We start from the raw sequence: 19,347 nt of genomic DNA on the forward strand, positions 1-19,347 counted from the left end.
AGCGGCACCGAGAATGGCTACCAATGCTCCGATCAAAGTGACTTTGCCCGCGCGCATGTCTGCTTCTCACAAGGTTGACGCAGCATCAAGGGCGCTAGCTCCGACGATGAAAATCACCACCGCAACGAAGAGACCGCCGGTGAGAAGCCGGAGCAGCTTTTTCTGAATCGAGTTCCACAGGGATCAGCGCTGCAACTTATCTAATGTAATCGGCAGTTCGCGCACTCGTTTTCCGGTCGCATGGTAAATCGCGTTGGCTATCGCCGCGGCGACGCCGACGAGACCAATCTCACCCAAACCCTTGATGCCGAGCGGATTAACAATGTTATCCTGCTCCTCGACGAAGATCACCTTGATGTCGTGAACGTCGGCGTTTACCGGTATATGGTATTCGGCGATATTGGCATTCATGATGCGGCCGAATTTATGATCGATCAGCGTCTCCTCGTGCAGCGCCATTCCAATACCCCACACCACGCCGCCCATGACCTGGCTGTGCGCAGTCTTGGGGTTCAAGATTCGCCCGGCCGCAACCGCGCTTACGATACGGGTGACGCGGATGACATTGAGCTGTTCGTCCACCTTCACCTCAGCGAAGAGCGCAGAGTGCGCGTTATGCGCATGCTTTCCGTCATTGGGAAAGCTGGTGGATTTCTCTTGTTCGATGCTGTCGACTGCGCCAACCCGCATCACATCCGCGATTGATATCGCGCGCGACGTATCTATCCGACTTACGAGCCTGCCGTCCGCAAGTGCGACCTCGTCGCTTGTTGCATTTGCGAACGGCGAACCAGGCGCTCTCTTCGCCAGGCGCAGTAGCTCCTCGCGGATCGCGTTGCTTGTCGTCACGATCCCATTCGACACCGATGCCGCGATCCATGATCCACCTTCTACCGGCGATTGAGGGAGTGTGGAGTCGCCGAGCTTGATACTAATGTTGTCGAGCGGCAGTCCCAGCGCATCGGCCGCCACCTGCGCCATGATGGTGTAGGTGCCCGTGCCGATATCCGAGGTTGCGCATGCCACCTCAGCGTAACCGTTCGCTGTCAGCTGAATCCGGACAGTGATCGGCACCTGTAAGGCCTCCCAGACGCCCGTCGCCATGCCCCAGCCGACCAGCTCACTGCCGTCGCGCATCGAGCGGGGCTCGCGATTGCGCTTTTGCCAGCCAAACATTTCCGCGCCTTGGCGGTAGCATTCGCGCAAGTTCTTGCTGCTGAATGGCACGTTACCGTTGTTCTGGTCGCGATCCGAGTAACACCGCAGACGCAGCTCCAGCGGATCAAGGCTAAGTGCAACCGCGAGTTCGTCCATCGCGGATTCGAGTGCATAGACACCAGTCGTAGCGCTCGGACCGCGCATGTCGCACGATGTCGGAAGATCGAGCCGGGCGAGCTTGTGGGTGTACTGCGCATTGGCGGATTTGTAGAGCAAGCCGGACCAGGTGGTCTCGTTCCGGTAGAAATCTTCGTATTGCGACGTCACCGTAATCGCATCGTGCGTGATTGCATTGAGTATTCCGCCGGTAGTCGCGCCCAGTTCAACCCGCTGAAGCATGGCGGGGCGGTAGCCGAGCGAGTACATCTGCTGGCGCGTCAGAACAAGACGGACGGAGCGCTCCAGCGCGCGGGCCGCCAGTACGGCCAGGACCACCTGATACTGCGGGCGCAGTCCTGAGCCGAATGCCCCACCAACAAAGGGCGATACGACGCGCACATGGTCCGGTTTCATGTCGAATATGCTGCATACATAGCGCTGAACATTCTGCACGCCTTGGGTTTTGTCATAGACCGTCAGCTTGCCACCGCCGTCCCATGTCACCGTCGACGCAAACGGTTCCATGGGATTATGATGCTCGACCGGGACGAAATACTCGCCTTGGTGGCGTATGTCGGCCGCGGCAAAGGCTTCTGCTGCATTGCCCCGCGATTTTGCCGGTTCAGGCAATGCAAAGGCGGCCTCACGCTGACGATGCAGGTCCGTGACGTGTGCTTCCTGTTCGTACTCCACGCGCACCAGTGAGGCGGCTAAGCGCGCAATCTCCCACCCCTCCGCAAGCACAAGGGCAACCGGTTGTCCGTTGAATAGGATCCTGCCGTCATACAGCGGGCGGAACGGCGTGCCCTCCGGTGCCACATCGTCTTTGTAAGCTTGGTCGGTGTCGGCCATGCGCGGCCGTTTTTCGTGCGTTAGAACATCGATCACGCCCTCGACGCGAAGCGCCTCGCTCGCATCGATACGCAAGATCCGTCCTTTAGCGATGGTCGATCCGACGACGAAAGCGTGGACAAGGCCAGGCACGTTGAATTCGGCGGCGTATTTAGCCCCGCCCGTTACCTTCGCGTGTCCATCAATTCGAGAGGTCGCAGTACCGATGTAAGACGTCATTGGCTTGCTCACTTGGCTCTTGTGATCGACTGCGACTGCGAAATTAGGCACCGCGCCTGCGGCTCGTCCGGTTCCGAGCGCCCCAAGCGCAACAGCACCCTGCAGGACGCTGCGGCGGCTGGTGTCGCCTTCGCGCGGAGGACGGGGAGCAGTGAATTGGGGCATCGCGCCCTCACGCGACCTTCTTGCTCGATTGCGACTGCGGTGTGGCATTCGCAGCTTGCGTCAGCGCGCGTACTGTCGCTTGGCGCGCCAGTTCGATCTTGAAGGTGTTGTGGGCAAGGCCCTTGGCGTCTCGTAGCAGCACATCGGCGGCGCGCCTAAAAGTCTCCGGGCTCGCAACCTGACCATTCAAGGCCGCTTCGGCTGCGAAATCCCGCCACGGCTTGTGCGCGACTCCACCGAGTGCGAGTCGTGCTTGGCGAATGGTGCGGCCATCCATCTCTAGTCCGACCGCGACTGACACAAGCGCGAAGGCGTAAGAGAGGCGGTCGCGTATTTTAAGGTAAGTGTAATTTTTGGCGAAGCCTTGCGCGGGGAGTTCAATCGCAGTGATGATTTCATCACGGTCCAAATTGGTGTCGCGCTGCGGTGTGTCGCCGGGGAGCCGGTGGAAGTCCGCAATGGCAATCGCGCGTTCACCTTTGGGCCCCGCAACGTGAACCGTCGCCTCCAAGGCCACCAGCGCCACGCACATGTCGGACGGGTGCGTGGCGATGCAGGCCTCGCTTGTGCCCAGGATTGCATGCCCCCGATTAATGCCATCGATTGCGGAGCAGCCGCTGCCGGGTGTCCGCTTGTTGCACGGCGTCACCGTATCGTAGAAATAGGCGCAGCGCGTCCGTTGCAGCAAATTCCCACCGGTCGAGGCCATATTGCGCAATTGTTGCGAGGCACCGGCCCGGATAGCGCTGGAAACGACCGGGTACCGCTGCTCGATCAGAGGGTGGTAGGAGAGGTCGCTATTGGGTACGAGTGCTCCAATCCGGACACCGCCGCCAGATGTCTCCTCAACGGTCTTGAGCGGTAGGCGCGTGATGTCGATCAGCAGGGTCGGGCGCTCGACATCCTCTTTCATCAGGTCGAGCAGGTTTGTGCCGCCAGCGATAAATTTGGCGGCCGGGTCCGCCCTGATCTGCTGCAATGCGTCTGCAACGTCGCTTGCGCGCGAATAATGAAAATTGATCATGGCTTTTCAACCATCACGGAGATTGCCTGCCTGATCGCTGCAACAATGTTGGGATAGGCGGCACAGCGGCATAGATTGCCGCTCATTAGCTCGCGGATTTCGTCGTCGGTCTTCGCCTTGCCTTCGGCGATTAGCGCTGCCGCCGAGCAAATCTGTCCGGGGGTACAGTACCCGCATTGGAAGGCGTCGTGGTCGATGAAGGCCTGTTGCAGCGGATGCAGACCAACGCTGGGCGCAAGGCCTTCAATCGTGGTCACTTCTGCGCCGTCCTTCATGACCACGAGCGTCAGGCACGAATTGACGCGGCGACCATCAACCAGCACCGTGCAAGCGCCGCACTGACCATGGTCGCAACCCTTTTTCGTACCGGTTAGGTCGAGATGATCACGGAGCGCGTCAAGCAATGTCGTCCAAGGCGCAACGGTAAACTGCTGTCCGATGCCGTTGACGACCAACGCCACCGAAATGTTGTTACGGGTCTGCGCCACCGTGTTGTTTTGCGTCATCTGAACTCCCGCACGAGTCGAAGAGAGTCACGCATCGCCGGCACCGGGGTCATAAGCCCAGGCTCTAAGGCTCGGCCAATAACGCAGGGTCTCATGAAGAGCTACTTGAGGCAACCGTCCGAGATTGTGGCTTTCGGTCAGCGTTATTGACACTTGCAAGTTACGCCGCCGCCAAGTCGCGTCGGTCGGCGGACCGTCACCATGCTGCTCGTTGCGAGCGCCAGGATTTGGAGTCGGATCGGGGACGTGCCTGGGGATTTGAGCAGTGCCTAATTCTCCGCGGTGTAAAAGCCCGCGGGTGAGGGCGGGTGGGCGCGTCACCCCCTACCCAGGGCGCGCAGCCAAGGCTAACACAATGTGCGACTCTAACGCGCATCGCGAATTCGATTTCCGCGATTAGTATTTCGGGATGCGAAACACTTCGCCGCTGCCTTCGCTTGTCCAAAAGCATTCGGTTCTCATCGACGGTGCGCGTACCAGCATCAGCCTTGAATCCGCCTTTTGGCGCGCCCTCAAGCATTTAGCGGCGGAGCGCTCTATGAGCTTGGGTGAACTGGTCTCTGAGATTGGTCCGGCGGCGGGCCGCGGAAACCTGTCTTCGGCGATACGTGTTCACCTGCTCAACTACTATCAGCAAAAGGCAGACCAGATAGCGAGGGACAGGAGGCCATAGCCAGTATAGCGACGGTATGAAAACCTACGTCTTCCAACTGACCCTTTGCGGTGCAGCAACCTCCCGCCTTGGTATAAACGGCGGCATGAAGCCAACGAATTCACTGAGGAAGCAGGCCGATAAGGCTGAAGCCGTAGCTCTGCACTCGGAAGATACCGAGCATGCAGAGCGAATGCGGTATCTAGCTGAAGCATTCCGCACGAAATAGCTTCCGCCTGAGCCCCTGCTGTGCAGGCTAGTCATCAAGCTTTTCAGAGACGAGCAAGCCCGTCTTTGGATCCGCATAAAACTCCATCTTCTGACCGTTCTTTATACCTATACCTTCCCAGCGACCATCGTCGGCCTCGATCTTGGTAACTTGCGAGTAGCCGGACTGCAGGACCTTCCCCTTGCTCCATCGGCATCCAGTCCGGACCAGGCTGATCGGCTCTCGCCATAGTCGATGCGCCAAGTAACAGGGATCCACAGAGAGCAATCGCAGCAAGCCGCTTCATGGCAACCTCCCTTGTCTTGAGAGTCAAATCGCTCGGCAGGTGGTTCCTATTCCGATATCCACCTCGGTCAGCTTCACCTGATCTCTACGACCGCCGCCAAGCCCGTTTCCAGCAGCTCGCGCAGCCGACCGCCGTAGATGTCGCGGACGATCAGTCGAGCCCAGAGTGAGTACGAATCGGTAGTCGCCTAACGCACATCACAAAAACGAATGGTCGAATAAAAAACGAAACAGGCGGCCCTTACCAATTTGGTAACTGGGGCGTAGCAATATACCCCTGGTTGTTGCCGCAGGTTTTTCGCGGAACTTGTCGAAGATCGGCGGGCCGGGGGGCCATATTGCTTCATTTTCTCAAAGATAAATCACACCAATCCGCCCAAGCGCAGGCGGATGCCATCAGCCGCTCGCAGGCAGTCATTGAATTCAAACTCGACGGCACTATCGTTACAGCCAACGAGAACTTCCTGAGGACGCTTGGTTACACGCTCAAGGAAATCCGCGGCAAGCAGCACAGCATGTTCGTGGAACCGGCAGTTCGCGACAGCACTGGCTATCTCGAGTTTTGGAAAAAGCTCGGCAGAGGGGACTTCCAGTCGGCGCAATACAAGCGCGTCGGCAAGGGGGGCAAGGAGATCTGGATCCAAGCGACCTATAATCCGGTGCTGGATAAAAGCGGCAAGCCGATCGGCGTCATCAAATTTGCAACAGATATCACTGCCGAGAAAATCCGCAGCATGGAGGCGGACGGCAAGATCGCCGCCATCGATCGCGCGCAAGCCGTGATCGAGTTCAACATGGATGGCACGATCATTACCGCGAATGATAATTTTCTCGGGACGGTCGGATATGCACTGCCGGAAATTCAGGGCAAGCATCACCGGATGTTCGTGCCGCCCGCAGAGAGCGAGAGCGCCGCATATCGTGCATTCTGGGACAGTCTCAATCGCGGCGATTATCAGGCGGCCGAGTACAAGCGCATCGGCAAGGGCGGCAAGGAAATCTGGATACTCGCGACCTACAATCCGATTCTCGATGAAGGCGGCAGACCGTTCAAGATTGTCAAATTCGCGACGGATGTGACGAAACAGAAACTGGTCTCGGCCGACAATGGCGGGCAGATCGAAGCGATCGAAAAATCGCAGGCGGTCATCGAATTCCGCATGGATGGCACCATCGTCAAGGCCAACCAGAATTTCCTCGATGCCGTCGGCTATTCGTCTAGCGAGATCGTTGGCCGTCATCACAGCATGTTCGTCGAGCCCGCCGAGCGGAGCGGTGCTGCTTATGCAGACTTCTGGGCGCGGCTCAATCAGGGCCAGTATCAGTCGGCCGAATACAAGCGGGTCGGCAAGGGCGGTCGCGAGATCTGGATCCAGGCCTCCTACAATCCGATCCTCGATCTCAATGGCAAGCCGTTCAAGGTCGTGAAATATGCGACCGACACCACCGCGCTGGCGATCGGCCGGATCAAGGCGACTCGCGCCCGCGCGCTGATCGACTCGGTGGCGTCGGGCAGCGAGGAGATGAGCGCGTCGATCCGGGAGATTTCCGAGACCATGGTCAAGTCGCGTCTCACGGCGACCGTCGCCGCCGAGCGCGTTCAAACGGCTGACGCGCAGGCGCAGCGGCTGAATGACGCGGCGCTGGCAATGGGTGGCATTGTCGAGTTGATCGGCAACATCACGAGCCAGATCAATCTGCTGGCGCTCAATGCAACGATCGAGTCCGCCCGCGCGGGCGAGGCAGGCCGCGGCTTTGCCGTCGTTGCATCGGAAGTGAAGAACCTCGCCAACCAGGCGAAGCAGGCGACCGACAAGATCACCGCCGAGATCGATGGGCTTAATGGCGTCAGCGGCGACGTGGTCAGCGCCCTCGGCGCCATCAAGACGGCGATCGAGGAAGTCAACGAGTTCGTCAACTCGACAGCAGCAGCGGTCGAAGAACAGAGCACGGTGACCGCCGATATGTCGGTGAACATGCAGAAGGCTGCGGCCGAGCTGGCCTGAGCCGTTTGGCCGACCTGGCAAAGAAAAAAGGCGAAATCTGATTAGCTACTGGACGTGACGCTTTGGCCCGGCGAATGCCGGGGTAGCCGCGCTGTCTCCACAGCGCGGCTTCGACGCTTAGCCCTTACTTGGACATGCTGCCCTTATTCTGCTGGCCCATACCATCCTTGGACGCGCCGCCCTGCTGCATGTTGTTGTTCGTGCCAGTGTTGCTCATGCCGCTCGTACCGGACATCCCATCCTTCTTCATAGTGTCAGGACGATCAACAGCCGTCCCGGTTGAAGTAGTAGCGGGTTGATTGACGCCTGCGCCGGTTGAGCCGGGCTGCGGAGCACTCGGGTTGGCGCCGGCTTGAGCGAAGGACGCAGTGGCGGAAAGCCCAACAATCGCGGCAGCGATGACAAATTTCTTCATTTGAATATCCTCGTGGTTGTTTCGTACTGCAGTAATGGGCTGACGCACGCTACGTTCCGTTCGGCCGGCGAGTTATCTTTTGAAAGTTTGCCTGAGTCCGTGCGTAGCAATCATTGAGGCCGCACCCCAACGCGACTTCGAAAAGGTCCGTCGCATCGGAGTCCTCCAGTGCGGCGGGCTTTTTATTGTCAGTGGGTTTTAGTTTCTTTCCACTTCTCCAAGTCCGGCTTTGGCGTATCAGGCAGGCTCGGGTGAGTGGTATTCTGAGCGTTCTGGCTCCAGGGCTCGTTACTCTGTGATTGCTTACCCCAGTCCTGCTTATCGCGGTCGTCATCGCTTGGCGGGTTTGTTTTCTCGGCGCTCATGGCCTGTCCTTTCATTTATATGTTCGTAACCTCCGGTTTAATCGTGTGTTCCCCGTGTGCGGGGAACGAATCCAATTTGTGCCGTTTGAATAGGCATGAGAAACAATCCTGGCCAACTGGTTCACCTCGCTGTCCTCATGGAAGAGGCGATCCAAATTGCATGGGATTATCTGGAACGGGCAGGCGAGATCGAGGACGCAGAGTTCTGCTCGCACACTCTACTCCACTCGGTTGAAACCATGATCCGGCAGGGAGTAAGGAGCCGTTTGCTACTCTCAAACAGAGCCATTGCTCAATACATGGAAGCTCTCGAAGCGCGCACGCTTCAAGCGGCCTCGTAGAGAGGCCATAACGATGGTGATGGGCGGAAATCAAATATATCTAAGGCGCCAGCAGGCGGGCATTGGATGGCTCGTCGATAAGTGGCTGGCTTATTGTCAGGCTGAAAAATGTCGACGGTCGAACCGACGGCCTCAAGAGAAGTAAATGGCGACGATAATCTGGGACTTGGCGTCCTCGTCATTTTCCTGCTGGTGCTGGGCTTGCCCTTAATGCTCTTGTGATGCCTAGAGCCAGGCCACTGACAGCAAGAATACTGCGGACGCAATGAGCGCCACAGCTGTCATCGCCGCCATCATCATTGAAAGAACGCGCATGCCGTAACGAAGCGGATGCGTACCGGGTCATCAAGAGCGAATTGCCAGGATCAGATATGCAGAGCAGAATCGGTCAATGGTGGACAGACACGCACGATCAGAGGCAAGAAGCGGAACTCGCCGCCGCGCTTGCGGTCCAGCTGGCGGCGGTCGCTACGGTGAGCCTACGGTTACTGTTCGAGGCCCTGTGAGCCGACTAAGAAGATCGCTGCGTTGGTTTTAGCGAGGGGCAGAAGCTGCGGGAGTACGGTCGTTATCTAGCGGCGTGTAACCCAAGTGGGTGATGCGTCTTAAGCAGTGGCAAGGAGATCAGTTCATTAAGCTTTGACGTAGAGGCTAGCTCCAAGCGGCCTTCGTATTCGGACCGCGACTAAGACCCGCCGAATTCGTCCTCGGCGGGTTTTTTTGTGCGCTCATGCGATCGGATTTCAAGCAACCAGATCACAAGCCCCACCGCGATTCCGAACGTTAGCACGCTCGCGCCCAGCGACGCTAAGTCGAATGACGGCCAGCCTTCAGGTGCGGCAATAATGACTTGGGCTGACGTCAAGTTCGCCTCCCTGGATGCAGAGTCTGCCGTCATCCGGCACGAGCGATCACCGTAGTGAACAATGCCGCGTAAAACTTAAGCGGCGGTTGCGAGAAAAGAATACCTGGAAGGTATTCGGAGCTCCCCGAGATCCCTAGTTGGCTGGGACAGGCGTGTGATCGGTCTGTGGAGTTTCATGTGTGGCAACGGCTGTTTCTTGATCGGTTGGCATGGGACACATCCTTGTGGCCGCACATTGCCGCCATGGATGAAGAACGGCTCGCGGATCGTAACGTTCCCATTCCGCCATTTTGGCGGGCGTCACTCCCAGAGTTTGACACCTTGTCCCACAAGTAGAATGGCATGCCGATCTAGTTGGAACGATATGCTCCGATCGTTGGCAGGGAACGATGCTGAGTAGGCGATGTTTCAACCTGATCCCGTCTGTTGAGCGGGTGCTCAAGGGCGCGGAGCCAACCATGTTTGTAACTCTCTTGTCGCAATGACTGAAGCTTCCCTTCTCCGCTTCGAAGCGAGCCGGTCGTCGCATTGCGTATGCAAGTTTCTATGCTTGGCGGGACGGCCGCATGGGATGACTCATGGTCCGTGAGAAGACGAAAGCTTTTAGCCAAGCGCTCCTTGATCTCGCGGCTGGGTCAACCCGCTCAGCAGTCTAATCTGACCTCAGACGTGAAAGAAAAACGATCGGCTCTCGAACGGTAATAAGCCTCCATCAGCCATAAGCATCGTGTTTTGATTAGTGGAGCACTCCAAACAAGGAAGGAACGCACATGAAGCGCCATCCTATCGTGATTATTGACCAACTGACGCCCCCACCAATACGACGCGATTCATTGTTGCAATCAGAGCACCGGCCGCCCGAAGAACACTTTGGAGGCGGCGATATCTGCTCGCTTGAGGAGCAGCCGTCGATCGACGACGACAAGCCATTGGACTGATGCAATCATGGATGCCATCTCGCAGAGGTCGGCTGCCGAACTCGAAGGAGAGTGCCTTCGCGCGCTGCACACCAATCCGTATACGAAAGACATCCGTTCGGTCCGAATCATTCGACTCTGCCCGCGTGATAACTCTGGCCCTAACTGGACGTTCGGCGTTCTGAAGCCTGCACCAACACGTCATGGCTTCGGCAGAGCGCATGACGTTCTAGCGCCGCTGCACCTGAAGTTCGCGCTGGCAGACTAAGATCGCGCCCGAGCAATTAAGAAGCCGGCCGATTGCCCAATTTCAATCAGTTGCGCTTGGCGCACGTTTCAGAGTCACCACAGCGGTACCCCCACCGGTTGCCGGTGTCGGATTCTTATACGTGAGCTCATCGTTTCTGATCGCGATGAAACGCTTCTTATTCGTGTTGTCCCACGCGGGAAAGCTGCCACCGATAATGTGCAACGATATTGAACTGTCAGTTTCATTGACCTTATAGTCGCCAAACATCACGATCATTCCCTCCAGAGCGGCTCTGCCTTCGCCGCTCGTCGGAAAGTCGCGGTTGCCAAATTTTGGTCGTCGCGCACGGATGAGATTGATCGAGAAGTGACCTCCTGCATCGAACATGAAATATCCTTTCGGATCCGAACCAAACGCTTTGGTTGTTTTCCCGGTCTTTTCATTCTCGTTTACAAATGAAATGACGCTCCAAGTGCCTACCAGCTGCTGTCTGAGCGGTTCTGCTGCTCCCGCGGACAACGTGCCGCATGTAAGAGCCGCGACTATCGCAATTGATAAGAGTGCTTTCATGGGTGCTCCCCCGATTTTCAGGCACGTTCCATTTACGATGGGTTCTGAACTGGCCTTCCAGCTTGGTCAGAGCCTCCCAATCATTGTATTGAGAACTCAACGGTTACTGGGGCAACTCATCCCACAACACGGCACCGACGGCGAGTACAGGATTGACCCCACCAAACCGCGGGCATGCGTTCGAAAAAAGGCAAAAAGGCCGAAAGGCTACGAGCTACTCTGGAGAGTGTGCCAATGCGCTTTTTAGCCGACGCTGGGGCGGGCGTCATCCTTGCTGGAGCGGTCTGGCTCTATCTTCGCCGGACCTCTTCCACACCCAGTAGAGTCCTGGGCAGGATACCAATCCCCCCAGCAGCATTGGCCAAATCAGGATTGCCGCCGTGTGGTAGGCGGTGATATCCACCCGTCCAAGCCAAAGTTTTGAGTGGACAAACATACAGACGATCGCAAAAATCACGTCGAGAATGACGAAAAGCAGCGTTGCTGCGATCAGCAGCGCAACTCTCCTAAAAAGACTCATCGTGACGTCTCCGGTTCTCTGAGTTTGCAATCGGTCAAGGCTTGGCTCCTGCTCAGGCATAGGGTGCCCACCAGACAATATAGACTCCATGTATCAGATCGTTTTCACGTTCTTTCGAAGCGCCACCATAACTTGGACTGTATTTGCTCACTTGGTGACTTTGCACGCATTTTCGATAGATTGCCGTTCGCTTATCTTGCGCGGCAATCGCTGACCACAGGCGGCGCTCTAGATTCAGGGCGGCTAAGCGCGTCATCTTGTCTGCTAAGAGTACCAAGCAGTTGTATAGAATACCTCGATAAGCGTCTCCGCGTTTGACAAGTGGTTGTGCAGTGAAGCCCACATTATACATCTCGACACCGGGAGAAGCGCAGATTGCTTTGATGGTCTCACGGTGCAGGGACCGGTCAAGTTCCGCTCGCGCGAGCTGGCCGTCGAAGCCTGCCACGGTGAAATCAATGATGGGATCGAGCGAACGCGGCGACAGGCTGCAAGAGGCGCCAACCCTCGGTTCACAAGCGGCACTTAGCGAACCAGTCGGCGCCCGCCTGGAAAGCACTTGTAGTCCGGCCCATGCTCTTGTTTGCATGAGGTGTGCATATCGGCCACGAAGAAGGCCGCCATCAGGACTACCAAAATTAAACACGCTATGGCTATCCGCGGGTTCGCCATCGCTGCTCGCAGATTCCAAGTAAGCCACTGAGTCCGGAAGAGGCCATGTCCCATTTACTCGATAGCGGGGAGGTGGTCATGGAAGTCCTGCGCAAAGAATTTCAGGTGTGATCTCAGCCTAGTCATTACTGCTGCCGAACCTACTTTGTACAGACCAGCCTAACCCACAGCTTGCTGATTGCCGTCTCTTTCATGCTTTGCTGCATCGACGTGAATATATTTGCATTTCTCACAGCTATAGACTCTCACGACTACACCGTCGTCGGGAAAAATTGATCCAAAGACATCGGGTGCCGGCATCTCAAGCACTTCGTCTTATCTTGCATCGCAATCACGAAAATACTGGCATGCGTTTCCGATGAATGCCCTCAACGACTGGACAGTTCAACTCTGTCCGTCCGGGCAACCACGATATGTGCTCCACTAAAAGCCGACTGTCCGGTTTGTGCCAGGAAGCGTCTCGTTAGTTCAAGTGGCCCGAGGTCTACGGTGTTACTAAGGCCGAGGATTGCGAGACTGGTGCCCAGTTCGCTCGGCTCGAAAAGCTGCGAAACACCGAGAAAAACTTAGGCTGTGTTGAATCGAAGCTTGCAGCGTCTAAAGCCACCGGCGACAACTCGCGTTCGAAATCGATCGATACGAAGGCGAGATTGCTCGGCAATTCAATGGCGGCTTTGCGGAGCAGCTCGCACTTCCATAACTGAGTCTCGGGACTGTCGACTTCGAAGATGCGCAGCTTTTCCGCCAGATCCTCCCGGTAGGCGTAAGTATCCAGGCCCGCGCCGAGGATCACCAGTTGCTCTACGCTTCGCTTCGCCACCATGGCGGTCAGAGCATCTTCGGCGACGCGCGCCCTTATGGCCATCAGCCACCGCATCTTCCGCATCGCCTCATACGAGTCCGCATCGGCGTATGCTCTCGGCATCTCTTCCAACAATACGCAAGGCAAGCGAATCAATAAAGATCGCACCGTTATCAAGAACCTGATGGATGGCGCGAAGACCCGCCGTGTCTAACGCAGTCTGGCTCGGCTTTCCTGTCTGCATACGGCCAGTTCAATTGCATTCCGGTGAAGCTAGTAACAAGCTCGGCATTGTTACGTGAGCACGCGCAACTCTACGCCGCAGATCCTAACCAGGTCGGAGGCGCCGCGACCATGAACGATCTTTTGCGACCTTCGCACTGATCGCATCTGATTGCTTCGGAGAATGTTTCAACGGTAGCCGTTACCTTCCACCGCTAAAACAGATGCGCAACGTAGGCACCCAATAATTGGCAAGCGCTACGATCGCATCGACATGTGGACTGGAATTAGCAGCGCAGCCTGATCAACCACGCCCATCTGAAGCGAATAATGGAGGAGGAGCCGCCAATGGATAGTCCGTTTGCACTGCTTAACGTCTACGTTGGAGGAGACGCCAAGCATCGGTCGTTTGTGACCGCCTGCGTGCTCGCAGCGACGTTGATCTCGCCCGCAGTTGCTGGTGACCTGCCGGGCGTTACCCCGACCGAGATCAAGGTCGGCGGGATCTTCCCCTTCAGCGGACCGGCATCGTCCGTCGGTGAGGTCGGTCGCAGCCTGCTTTCTTACGTTCAATCCGTCAACGATCGCGGCGGAGTTCACGGCCGCAAGATCAACTACGTGGCCTTTGATGATGCTTATAACCCTTCGAAAGCGGTCGAGCATGCCCGTGAACTCGTCGAGCGGGACGAGGTGGCCTTCATCTTCAGTCAGCTCGGAACGTCCGGGAGCTCGGCTACGGCTAAATATTACGGATCCAAGGGCATACCGAGCATCGGCATAGTCTCGGGAGCAAGCAAATTCACGGATGTCAACAGTTACCCGCTGTCGACGACAAGCCTTGTCAGCTACGAAACAGAAGGAAAGATCTACGCCAAATATCTCGCCAAAACGCTCCCGAATGCAAAGTACGCCATACTTTATCAAAACGATGACCTCGGTAAAGATTACGTCAACGCGTTCAGAGAGTTCTTTAAAGCCGAATTCGTCAGAAAAATTGTGACCGCTTCGTATGAGGTCACCGAGCCGACAATTGAATCACAGATCGTTAACCTGAAGAACTCAGGCGCCGAGGCGCTGCTCGTCGCAGGCACTCCGAAATTCGCGGCGCAAGCGATCATAAAGGCCCACCAGTTGAACTGGAAAGCGTTGATCGTTTTGAATTACCCCTCCGCGATGGTCGGTGCCACGCTCGCACCGGCGGGCCTCGATGTGTCGACTGGCGTCGTTGCGGGATCAATGATGAAGGATCCAACCGATCCGCGTTGGCAGCAGGATGACGACGTAAAACGCTTTCTTTCTTTCGTAGAGAAATACATGCCGGGCATCAACGTTTCAGACAGCAGTTACGCGCTGGGCTACACGCAAGGGGTATTGCTGGAACGGCTCATCGAGAAATGTGGCGACGACCTCTCACGAGAGAACATCACGAAACAGGCAAAGAGCCTTCACGAGCCGCAGTTGCCACTAGTGTTGCCCGGAATTGAAGTCAACACGTCCGGCTCTGTGAATACGAATTTCGCACAGCTACGGCTGCAGCGCTGGACGGGAACTAGATGGAGCCTGATTAGCGAGGCGCTGAGCGCGTCCTCCGAACAATAGTCCTACCGTATATGTACAGGAGAGACGTCGTGAAAGGCTTGATGCAAAACCAACCGCTTCTGCTCTCATCGCTCATCAAGCATGCGGAACGGTTTCATGCGAGTACCGAGATCGTATCGCGCCGGGCGGATGGTCCAATTCATCGTTATACGTACGGCGATGCGGCGCGGCGCACTAGAAAGCTGGCTGACACGTTGCGCAGTCGAGACGTTGGGCCGGGTGATCGCGTAGCTACGCTCGCTTGGAACACGTATCGGCACTTCGAGCTGGAATATTGCGTTACAGGGCTCGGCGCGGTCTGGCATGCGATCAATCCGCGTCTTGCCCTTGCTCAGATCGCCTACACCGTAAATCATGCCGAGGACAAAGCTCTGTTCTTTGACGTCAGTTTCCTACCTATAGTCGAGGCGCTCGCACCGGAAATGCCGAGTGTCGGTCTGTTTGTGCTAATGGTTGACCGTGCACATATGCCGAAATCGACGGCTCTTCCACACCTCGTCTGCTATGAAGAGTTTCTTCAGGAGGGCTGGGACGGTTTTGAGTGGCCGGTATTCGACGAAATGTCGGCATCGTCCCTGTTCTACACGTCGGGCACAACGGGAAACCCGAAAGGCGTACTTTATTCGCATCGGTCTGACGTGCTGCATTGCCTCTCGATCACCGGTGCCTATGCAATGGGATATTCGGTGCAGGATACGATCCTGCCGATCACACCGATGTTTCATGCAAACGGGGCGTGGGGGCTTACCCATGCGGCCCCCATGATCGGCGCTAAGTTTGTGCTGCCTGGTCCGCAGGTGGATGGCCGTTCCATCGCCGAATTGATCGAAGCTGAAGGCGTGACGGTAACGGCCGGCGTGCCGACGCATTATGCCAATCTACTACGGCATTATGAAACGCTCGACACGAGGCCGCAGACGCTAAAGCGTATTGTGATCGCCGGTTCAGCGCCGACGCCGAGCCTTATCGAGGGTTTCGAGAAGATGGGTGTTGCCGTCAACCACGTCTGGGGCATGACCGAGACCAGTCCTTCAGGCACGAGCCCCCAGCCGTCCCGCCGGAAAGCCACCCTTGATGCTCTGCAGCAGCTCAAAGGTAAGATCTCGCAAGGGCAGCCAATTTACGGTGTTGATGTGAAGATTGCCGACCAGAATGGCCAGGAACTGCCTCGTGACGGGAAAACCAGCGGCCGACTCATGGTCCGGGGTCCTTGGGTGATCGCCAGCTATTTTCGAGATGACAACGAAATCCTTGAAGATGGCTGGTTCGATACCGGCGATCTGGCGATGATGGACAGCGATAACAACATCGGGCTTACAGATCGCTCCAAAGACGTCATCAAATCCGGAGGCGAATGGATCAGCTCGATCGACATTGAGAACCTGGTCGCCGGATATCCAGGCGTGTTGGAGGCCGTCGTGGTCGGCATACCGCATCCCAAATGGGACGAGCGACCGCTTCTAGTGGTGGTCCCCAAACCCGGCGCGAGCTTATCGGTTGACGACATCAAGCAGTACCTCGGCGGACGTGTAGCAAAATGGTGGATTCCTGACGACGTCGTGTTCGTCGAATCTCTAAGTTATGGCGCAACAGGCAAGGTCCAGAAGATGCTGCTGCGTCAGTTCTTCGCTGATCACTATGTGACCGAGTGAGACTGGCTCCATGGCCGTCGCGTTGGCAAGCCAATGGCAACGCGACCGGAACGCCGCCTAAGCAACCGTCGCCCCCGGGCGAACACTAAGCAATCGCGGTCGGAGGGCTCCGGCCAGGTCTGCGTCGCGGTTGCGATCCGGGAGGATCTATGGAAGTCGCGGCGGCGCTGGGATCGGAGCCATGAGATATAGCGACAGCGCGAGCAGCGACGAGATAGCCATGACCGCCACCATCGAAAGAGCCGAGCGGCCGTCAAAGAAGACTGCAACCAGACTGCTCGCGCCCGAGCCACAGATCATCTGAATGCTTCCCGCCGCGGCGCCGACGGTGCCCGCGATGTCGGGCAATGACTGCATGGTCGCATTGATAATGTTCGGCAGGCTAATCCCAAAGGCGAGCGCTACGATCATTAGCAGTGTGGCGAACGCAGCGGTGGAGGAGAACCCGGCCAGGGTCAGTGCTAGCATAGCACTCGACGAAGCGAACAGGAGACCGAGGCCGACCGTCATCGTCTTCGCGGGTAGTGCGCCCCAGCGTCCGAGGCGCCCGTCTATGATGGCGCCGCACATCACGGCCGCCGAACACGCACTGAAGATGATGGCGTACTGGCCTGGCCGCAGACCGACGACGCCGACGACGCCGACGAAGAACAGCGACGACCCGGTAACATAGGCAAACACGGTGGCGCCCCCGGCAGCTCCTACCAGAGTGAAGACGACCGAAACGCGGTCTGTTGCGAACCGGATGTAGTCCCTGATGATGGCCGACGGCAGGAGCTCACTGCCATGACAGAGCTTTGCGCTCTCAGAAAAACCAACCACCACGATCGCTAGAAGGACGACACCGGCTGACGCCTGAACGACATAAATCAGACGCCAATCGCCAATCGCGAGCACAGCGGCACCCGCGCTCGGGGCAATGACGGTCACCACGTTGATGGCGATCACTATATTAGCAATTTTTGCACGTGCGGTCATTTCATCGAACAGGTCGCGAGCGATTGCAAAAGTCAGTGTCGTGCAGGCGGCGCCCGCTCCCTGGAAGAAGCGGAAGGCGAGCAACATTTTCAGAGACTGCGAGCAAGCGCAGGCGAGGCTGGCCGCGACGAACAGCGTCAGGCCGAAAACAAGGGTAGGCTTGCGGCCGACCCGGTCGGAGACCGGTCCATATATCAACGGTGCAAGCGCGAGGCTAAGCATGAAGGCGCTGATTGTGAGGCCCACGTTCGACGGGCCTACTCTTAGTGCTGCCGCTGTTGCGGATAGCGCCGGCAGGTTGATATCGATACCGGAATATGGCACGGCTGCAAGACCGCCAAGCAGCAAGGTCAAGCTGGCCGACGCGGGCTGATTTTTCATGCATGATCATCCGACAGCGATGTTTCTCGACGTAGACGGGAAGCAGCGCTTCCCGTCTCTGCATGTTTAGCTGGATTAACGCATGCGTCGGTCTTGGTGGCCCATTATCGCGCCCGCACGTCGTGACACCTGCCAATCCGCAGCGAGGCGTCCGATTATCCGGAGGATCTCCTTTCGCGTATCGATGCCCGCGAATTCGTCGGCCATGCGTTTGGCGCGCATACGGTAGGCGGGGAGATTGAGAACCGTCCGCACGGCGTCGCGAATCGCGTCAGGCGTCGGCACGTTCGTCGCAAGATCGATGCCGACGCCTGACCAGGCGACGCGAGCGTTAACGTCGGCCTTATCCTCTGTCATCCCGGCCGTGACCAGAGGAATTCCCGAACTCAAGGCCTGATTGACGCTGCCAAAGCCGCCGTTGGTGACGAGCACATCGACATGCGGTAGTAACCATTCGAATGGCAGATAGCTTGCAAGCCGGGCATTGGACGGAATTGCTCCGGGGATGTCTTCAACCGAGCGGCCGCCTGCGGTGGCGACGACCAGGACGTCGGGCTCGTTGGAGAGTGCGGCGAGCGTGGGCCCGACCAGGAGGCCGAGATCGTGGTTGGCGACGGTGCCCTGCGTGACGAGCACGACCTTGCGTGACCCATCAAGTTCATGCGCCCACGGCGGCAGTGCTACCTGACCGGGGATGATAGGCGGCGTTCCGACGAAATAAACCGAGGATGGAAACTCGCGTGGGAATTCGAAGCTCGGCACCGACAGCTGCATATAAGCATCAGCGAGTTCGACGACCGAGTGGAAAAGCGGCACCGACATTGGGCCAATGCCGAGTGTCTTCAGCACTTTGTTCAAGCGGTCCAGCACCGGGCGATCGACGTTGGCATCATACTCACTAGCAACGAGGGCGTATTCCTGCCGTTGGACATCCGATGTCGCAGGTGGCAGGCCGAGGAAGTTTGGTGCCCCGTCTTCGCGGGCCCAGTGCAGGAAGGATGTTCCACACAGGACGATCGGCGGCCGAATCTCTCGCGATCTAAGCAGCATCGGCAGGACCCCGAACAGCATGTCGTCGCCGACAATAATGTCAGCGTCAAAGTGTTGTAACGTTTCGCATAGTCCCTGGTGTTGCGCAGGGACGGCATCGACGAAAATACGCTCGCAGATCGTACGAAGCGAATCCAGGCCCGGAGCAATGTCCTTCAATTCAGGCGCCACCGAAAGAACATCTCGCAGGTCGAAGTCCGCGCCCGCAGGAAAGGCAAAGAACTTTGCGCCGGCGGCTTCGATGCGGGCACGAAACGCGGATCCGGTCAGAAAGGCGATCTCGTGCGCCTCCGCGACGAGCAGTCGTGCGATCGCCAGCAACGGATTGAGGTGGCCGGTAGCAGGTGTCGAAGCAATAAGAATCTTCATGGGGATAGTCCTCTAATGTCGAACAAGGGCCATGGAAGCGGCCGAAGAGCAGATAGGATGGTGGCGCGCCGCTACGACGACGCTTCGGGCTTGTTCCGATTTGGTTACGGCGGAAATTCATCAA

General features: G+C 57.5%; 18 protein-coding genes. 5 read left to right on the top strand and 13 right to left on the bottom strand.

What is annotated here, in order from left to right:
- Positions 1–183 precede the first annotated feature (183 nt).
- The 3 genes from AB8B02_RS02995 to AB8B02_RS03005 form a co-directional block, all read right to left on the bottom strand.
- Positions 184–2,388, bottom strand: coding sequence for a xanthine dehydrogenase family protein molybdopterin-binding subunit (locus AB8B02_RS02995; protein ID WP_439064574.1), 2,205 nt, complete (start codon positions 2,386–2,388; stop codon positions 184–186).
- A gap of 172 nt (positions 2,389–2,560) precedes the next feature.
- Positions 2,561–3,577 (bottom strand): FAD binding domain-containing protein, encoded by a 1,017-nt coding sequence (locus AB8B02_RS03000; RefSeq protein ID WP_439063080.1) that lies wholly within the window; start codon positions 3,575–3,577, stop codon positions 2,561–2,563.
- The gene (locus AB8B02_RS03005) at positions 3,574–4,083 is read right to left on the bottom strand and encodes a (2Fe-2S)-binding protein (RefSeq protein WP_439063081.1); all 510 of its coding nucleotides are present in this window, start codon (positions 4,081–4,083) and stop codon (positions 3,574–3,576) included. The genes AB8B02_RS03000 and AB8B02_RS03005 overlap by 4 nt, the downstream gene beginning before the upstream one ends.
- Positions 4,084–4,492: 409 nt before the next feature.
- Here AB8B02_RS03005 and AB8B02_RS03010 point away from each other — a divergent pair, with 409 nt between their 5' ends.
- Positions 4,493–4,756 (top strand): ribbon-helix-helix domain-containing protein, encoded by a 264-nt coding sequence (locus AB8B02_RS03010; RefSeq protein ID WP_439063082.1) that lies wholly within the window; start codon positions 4,493–4,495, stop codon positions 4,754–4,756.
- Between the two features lie 235 nt (positions 4,757–4,991).
- Here the strand turns inward: AB8B02_RS03010 and AB8B02_RS03015 are convergent, their stop codons facing one another.
- Complete coding sequence (locus tag AB8B02_RS03015) at positions 4,992–5,222, bottom strand: PepSY domain-containing protein (protein ID WP_439064575.1); 231 nt, start codon at positions 5,220–5,222, stop codon at positions 4,992–4,994.
- Between the two features lie 365 nt (positions 5,223–5,587).
- Between AB8B02_RS03015 and AB8B02_RS03020 the strand changes: the two genes are divergently transcribed.
- Complete coding sequence (locus AB8B02_RS03020) at positions 5,588–7,255, top strand: methyl-accepting chemotaxis protein (protein ID WP_439063083.1); 1,668 nt, start codon at positions 5,588–5,590, stop codon at positions 7,253–7,255.
- A gap of 124 nt (positions 7,256–7,379) precedes the next feature.
- On the opposite strand, the gene AB8B02_RS03025 is transcribed toward AB8B02_RS03020, so the two are convergent.
- The 3 genes from AB8B02_RS03025 to AB8B02_RS03035 form a co-directional block, all read right to left on the bottom strand.
- Positions 7,380–7,670, bottom strand: coding sequence for a hypothetical protein (locus tag AB8B02_RS03025; protein WP_439063084.1), 291 nt, complete (start codon positions 7,668–7,670; stop codon positions 7,380–7,382).
- A 188-nt stretch (positions 7,671–7,858) separates the two neighbouring features.
- Positions 7,859–8,035 carry a hypothetical protein gene (locus AB8B02_RS03030; protein ID WP_439063085.1) on the bottom strand — a complete coding sequence of 59 codons (177 nt, stop codon included), beginning with the start codon at positions 8,033–8,035 and terminating at the stop codon, positions 7,859–7,861.
- Between the two features lie 1,026 nt (positions 8,036–9,061).
- The gene (locus AB8B02_RS03035; protein ID WP_439063086.1) at positions 9,062–9,241 is read right to left on the bottom strand and encodes a hypothetical protein; all 180 of its coding nucleotides are present in this window, start codon (positions 9,239–9,241) and stop codon (positions 9,062–9,064) included.
- A 770-nt stretch (positions 9,242–10,011) separates the two neighbouring features.
- On the opposite strand from AB8B02_RS03035, the gene AB8B02_RS03040 reads away from it, so the two are divergent.
- Entirely contained in the window at positions 10,012–10,179 is a 168-nt protein-coding gene (locus AB8B02_RS03040; RefSeq protein WP_439063087.1) for a hypothetical protein, read from the top strand.
- A gap of 289 nt (positions 10,180–10,468) precedes the next feature.
- On the opposite strand, the gene AB8B02_RS03045 is transcribed toward AB8B02_RS03040, so the two are convergent.
- From AB8B02_RS03045 to AB8B02_RS03060, 4 genes are all read right to left on the bottom strand, one after another.
- Complete coding sequence (locus AB8B02_RS03045) at positions 10,469–10,978, bottom strand: lipocalin-like domain-containing protein (RefSeq protein ID WP_439063088.1); 510 nt, start codon at positions 10,976–10,978, stop codon at positions 10,469–10,471.
- A gap of 265 nt (positions 10,979–11,243) precedes the next feature.
- The gene (locus tag AB8B02_RS03050; RefSeq protein WP_439063089.1) at positions 11,244–11,498 is read right to left on the bottom strand and encodes a hypothetical protein; all 255 of its coding nucleotides are present in this window, start codon (positions 11,496–11,498) and stop codon (positions 11,244–11,246) included.
- A gap of 52 nt (positions 11,499–11,550) precedes the next feature.
- Positions 11,551–11,946, bottom strand: a complete 396-nt coding sequence (locus AB8B02_RS03055; protein WP_439063090.1) for a hypothetical protein — start codon at positions 11,944–11,946, stop codon at positions 11,551–11,553.
- Between the two features lie 708 nt (positions 11,947–12,654).
- A complete protein-coding gene (locus AB8B02_RS03060; protein WP_439064576.1) occupies positions 12,655–13,095 on the bottom strand; it encodes a class I SAM-dependent methyltransferase in 441 nt (146 codons plus the stop codon).
- A gap of 447 nt (positions 13,096–13,542) precedes the next feature.
- Between AB8B02_RS03060 and AB8B02_RS03065 the strand changes: the two genes are divergently transcribed.
- Together AB8B02_RS03065 and AB8B02_RS03070 are read left to right on the top strand one after the other, a co-directional pair.
- The gene (locus AB8B02_RS03065; RefSeq protein ID WP_439063091.1) at positions 13,543–14,793 is read left to right on the top strand and encodes an ABC transporter substrate-binding protein; all 1,251 of its coding nucleotides are present in this window, start codon (positions 13,543–13,545) and stop codon (positions 14,791–14,793) included.
- Between the two features lie 29 nt (positions 14,794–14,822).
- Positions 14,823–16,445 carry a long-chain-fatty-acid--CoA ligase gene (locus AB8B02_RS03070; RefSeq protein ID WP_439063092.1) on the top strand — a complete coding sequence of 541 codons (1,623 nt, stop codon included), beginning with the start codon at positions 14,823–14,825 and terminating at the stop codon, positions 16,443–16,445.
- 147 nt (positions 16,446–16,592) lie between these two features.
- Here AB8B02_RS03070 and AB8B02_RS03075 read toward each other — a convergent pair whose 3' ends face one another.
- Both AB8B02_RS03075 and AB8B02_RS03080 read right to left on the bottom strand, forming a co-directional pair.
- A complete protein-coding gene (locus AB8B02_RS03075) occupies positions 16,593–17,804 on the bottom strand; it encodes an MFS transporter (RefSeq protein WP_439063093.1) in 1,212 nt (403 codons plus the stop codon).
- Between the two features lie 75 nt (positions 17,805–17,879).
- On the bottom strand, positions 17,880–19,223 hold the full coding sequence (locus tag AB8B02_RS03080; protein ID WP_439063094.1) for a nucleotide disphospho-sugar-binding domain-containing protein: 1,344 nt from the start codon (positions 19,221–19,223) through the stop codon (positions 17,880–17,882).
- Positions 19,224–19,347: the final 124 nt, after the last annotated feature.

This window comes from Tardiphaga sp. 862_B3_N4_1 (assembly GCF_051811085.1).
GTDB classification, from domain to species: Bacteria; Pseudomonadota; Alphaproteobacteria; order Rhizobiales; family Xanthobacteraceae; genus Tardiphaga; species Tardiphaga robiniae.

What these genes read in the sequence shown, in the direction of transcription:
- AB8B02_RS03040 (WP_439063087.1), top strand. Translation starts at nt 10,012, where the DNA reads ATGAAGCGCCATCCTATCGTGATTATTGACCAACTGACGCCCCCACCA.
- AB8B02_RS03030 (WP_439063085.1), bottom strand. Translation starts at nt 8,035, where the DNA reads ATGAGCGCCGAGAAAACAAACCCGCCAAGCGATGACGACCGCGATAAG.
- AB8B02_RS02995 (WP_439064574.1), bottom strand. Translation starts at nt 2,388, where the DNA reads ATGACGTCTTACATCGGTACTGCGACCTCTCGAATTGATGGACACGCG.
- AB8B02_RS03005 (WP_439063081.1), bottom strand. Translation starts at nt 4,083, where the DNA reads ATGACGCAAAACAACACGGTGGCGCAGACCCGTAACAACATTTCGGTG.
- AB8B02_RS03025 (WP_439063084.1), bottom strand. Translation starts at nt 7,670, where the DNA reads ATGAAGAAATTTGTCATCGCTGCCGCGATTGTTGGGCTTTCCGCCACT.
- AB8B02_RS03080 (WP_439063094.1), bottom strand. Translation starts at nt 19,223, where the DNA reads ATGAAGATTCTTATTGCTTCGACACCTGCTACCGGCCACCTCAATCCG.
- AB8B02_RS03045 (WP_439063088.1), bottom strand. Translation starts at nt 10,978, where the DNA reads ATGAAAGCACTCTTATCAATTGCGATAGTCGCGGCTCTTACATGCGGC.
- AB8B02_RS03050 (WP_439063089.1), bottom strand. Translation starts at nt 11,498, where the DNA reads ATGAGTCTTTTTAGGAGAGTTGCGCTGCTGATCGCAGCAACGCTGCTT.
- AB8B02_RS03000 (WP_439063080.1), bottom strand. Translation starts at nt 3,577, where the DNA reads ATGATCAATTTTCATTATTCGCGCGCAAGCGACGTTGCAGACGCATTG.
- AB8B02_RS03075 (WP_439063093.1), bottom strand. Translation starts at nt 17,804, where the DNA reads ATGAAAAATCAGCCCGCGTCGGCCAGCTTGACCTTGCTGCTTGGCGGT.
- AB8B02_RS03065 (WP_439063091.1), top strand. Translation starts at nt 13,543, where the DNA reads ATGGATAGTCCGTTTGCACTGCTTAACGTCTACGTTGGAGGAGACGCC.
- AB8B02_RS03060 (WP_439064576.1), bottom strand. Translation starts at nt 13,095, where the DNA reads ATGCCGAGAGCATACGCCGATGCGGACTCGTATGAGGCGATGCGGAAG.
- AB8B02_RS03010 (WP_439063082.1), top strand. Translation starts at nt 4,493, where the DNA reads ATGCGAAACACTTCGCCGCTGCCTTCGCTTGTCCAAAAGCATTCGGTT.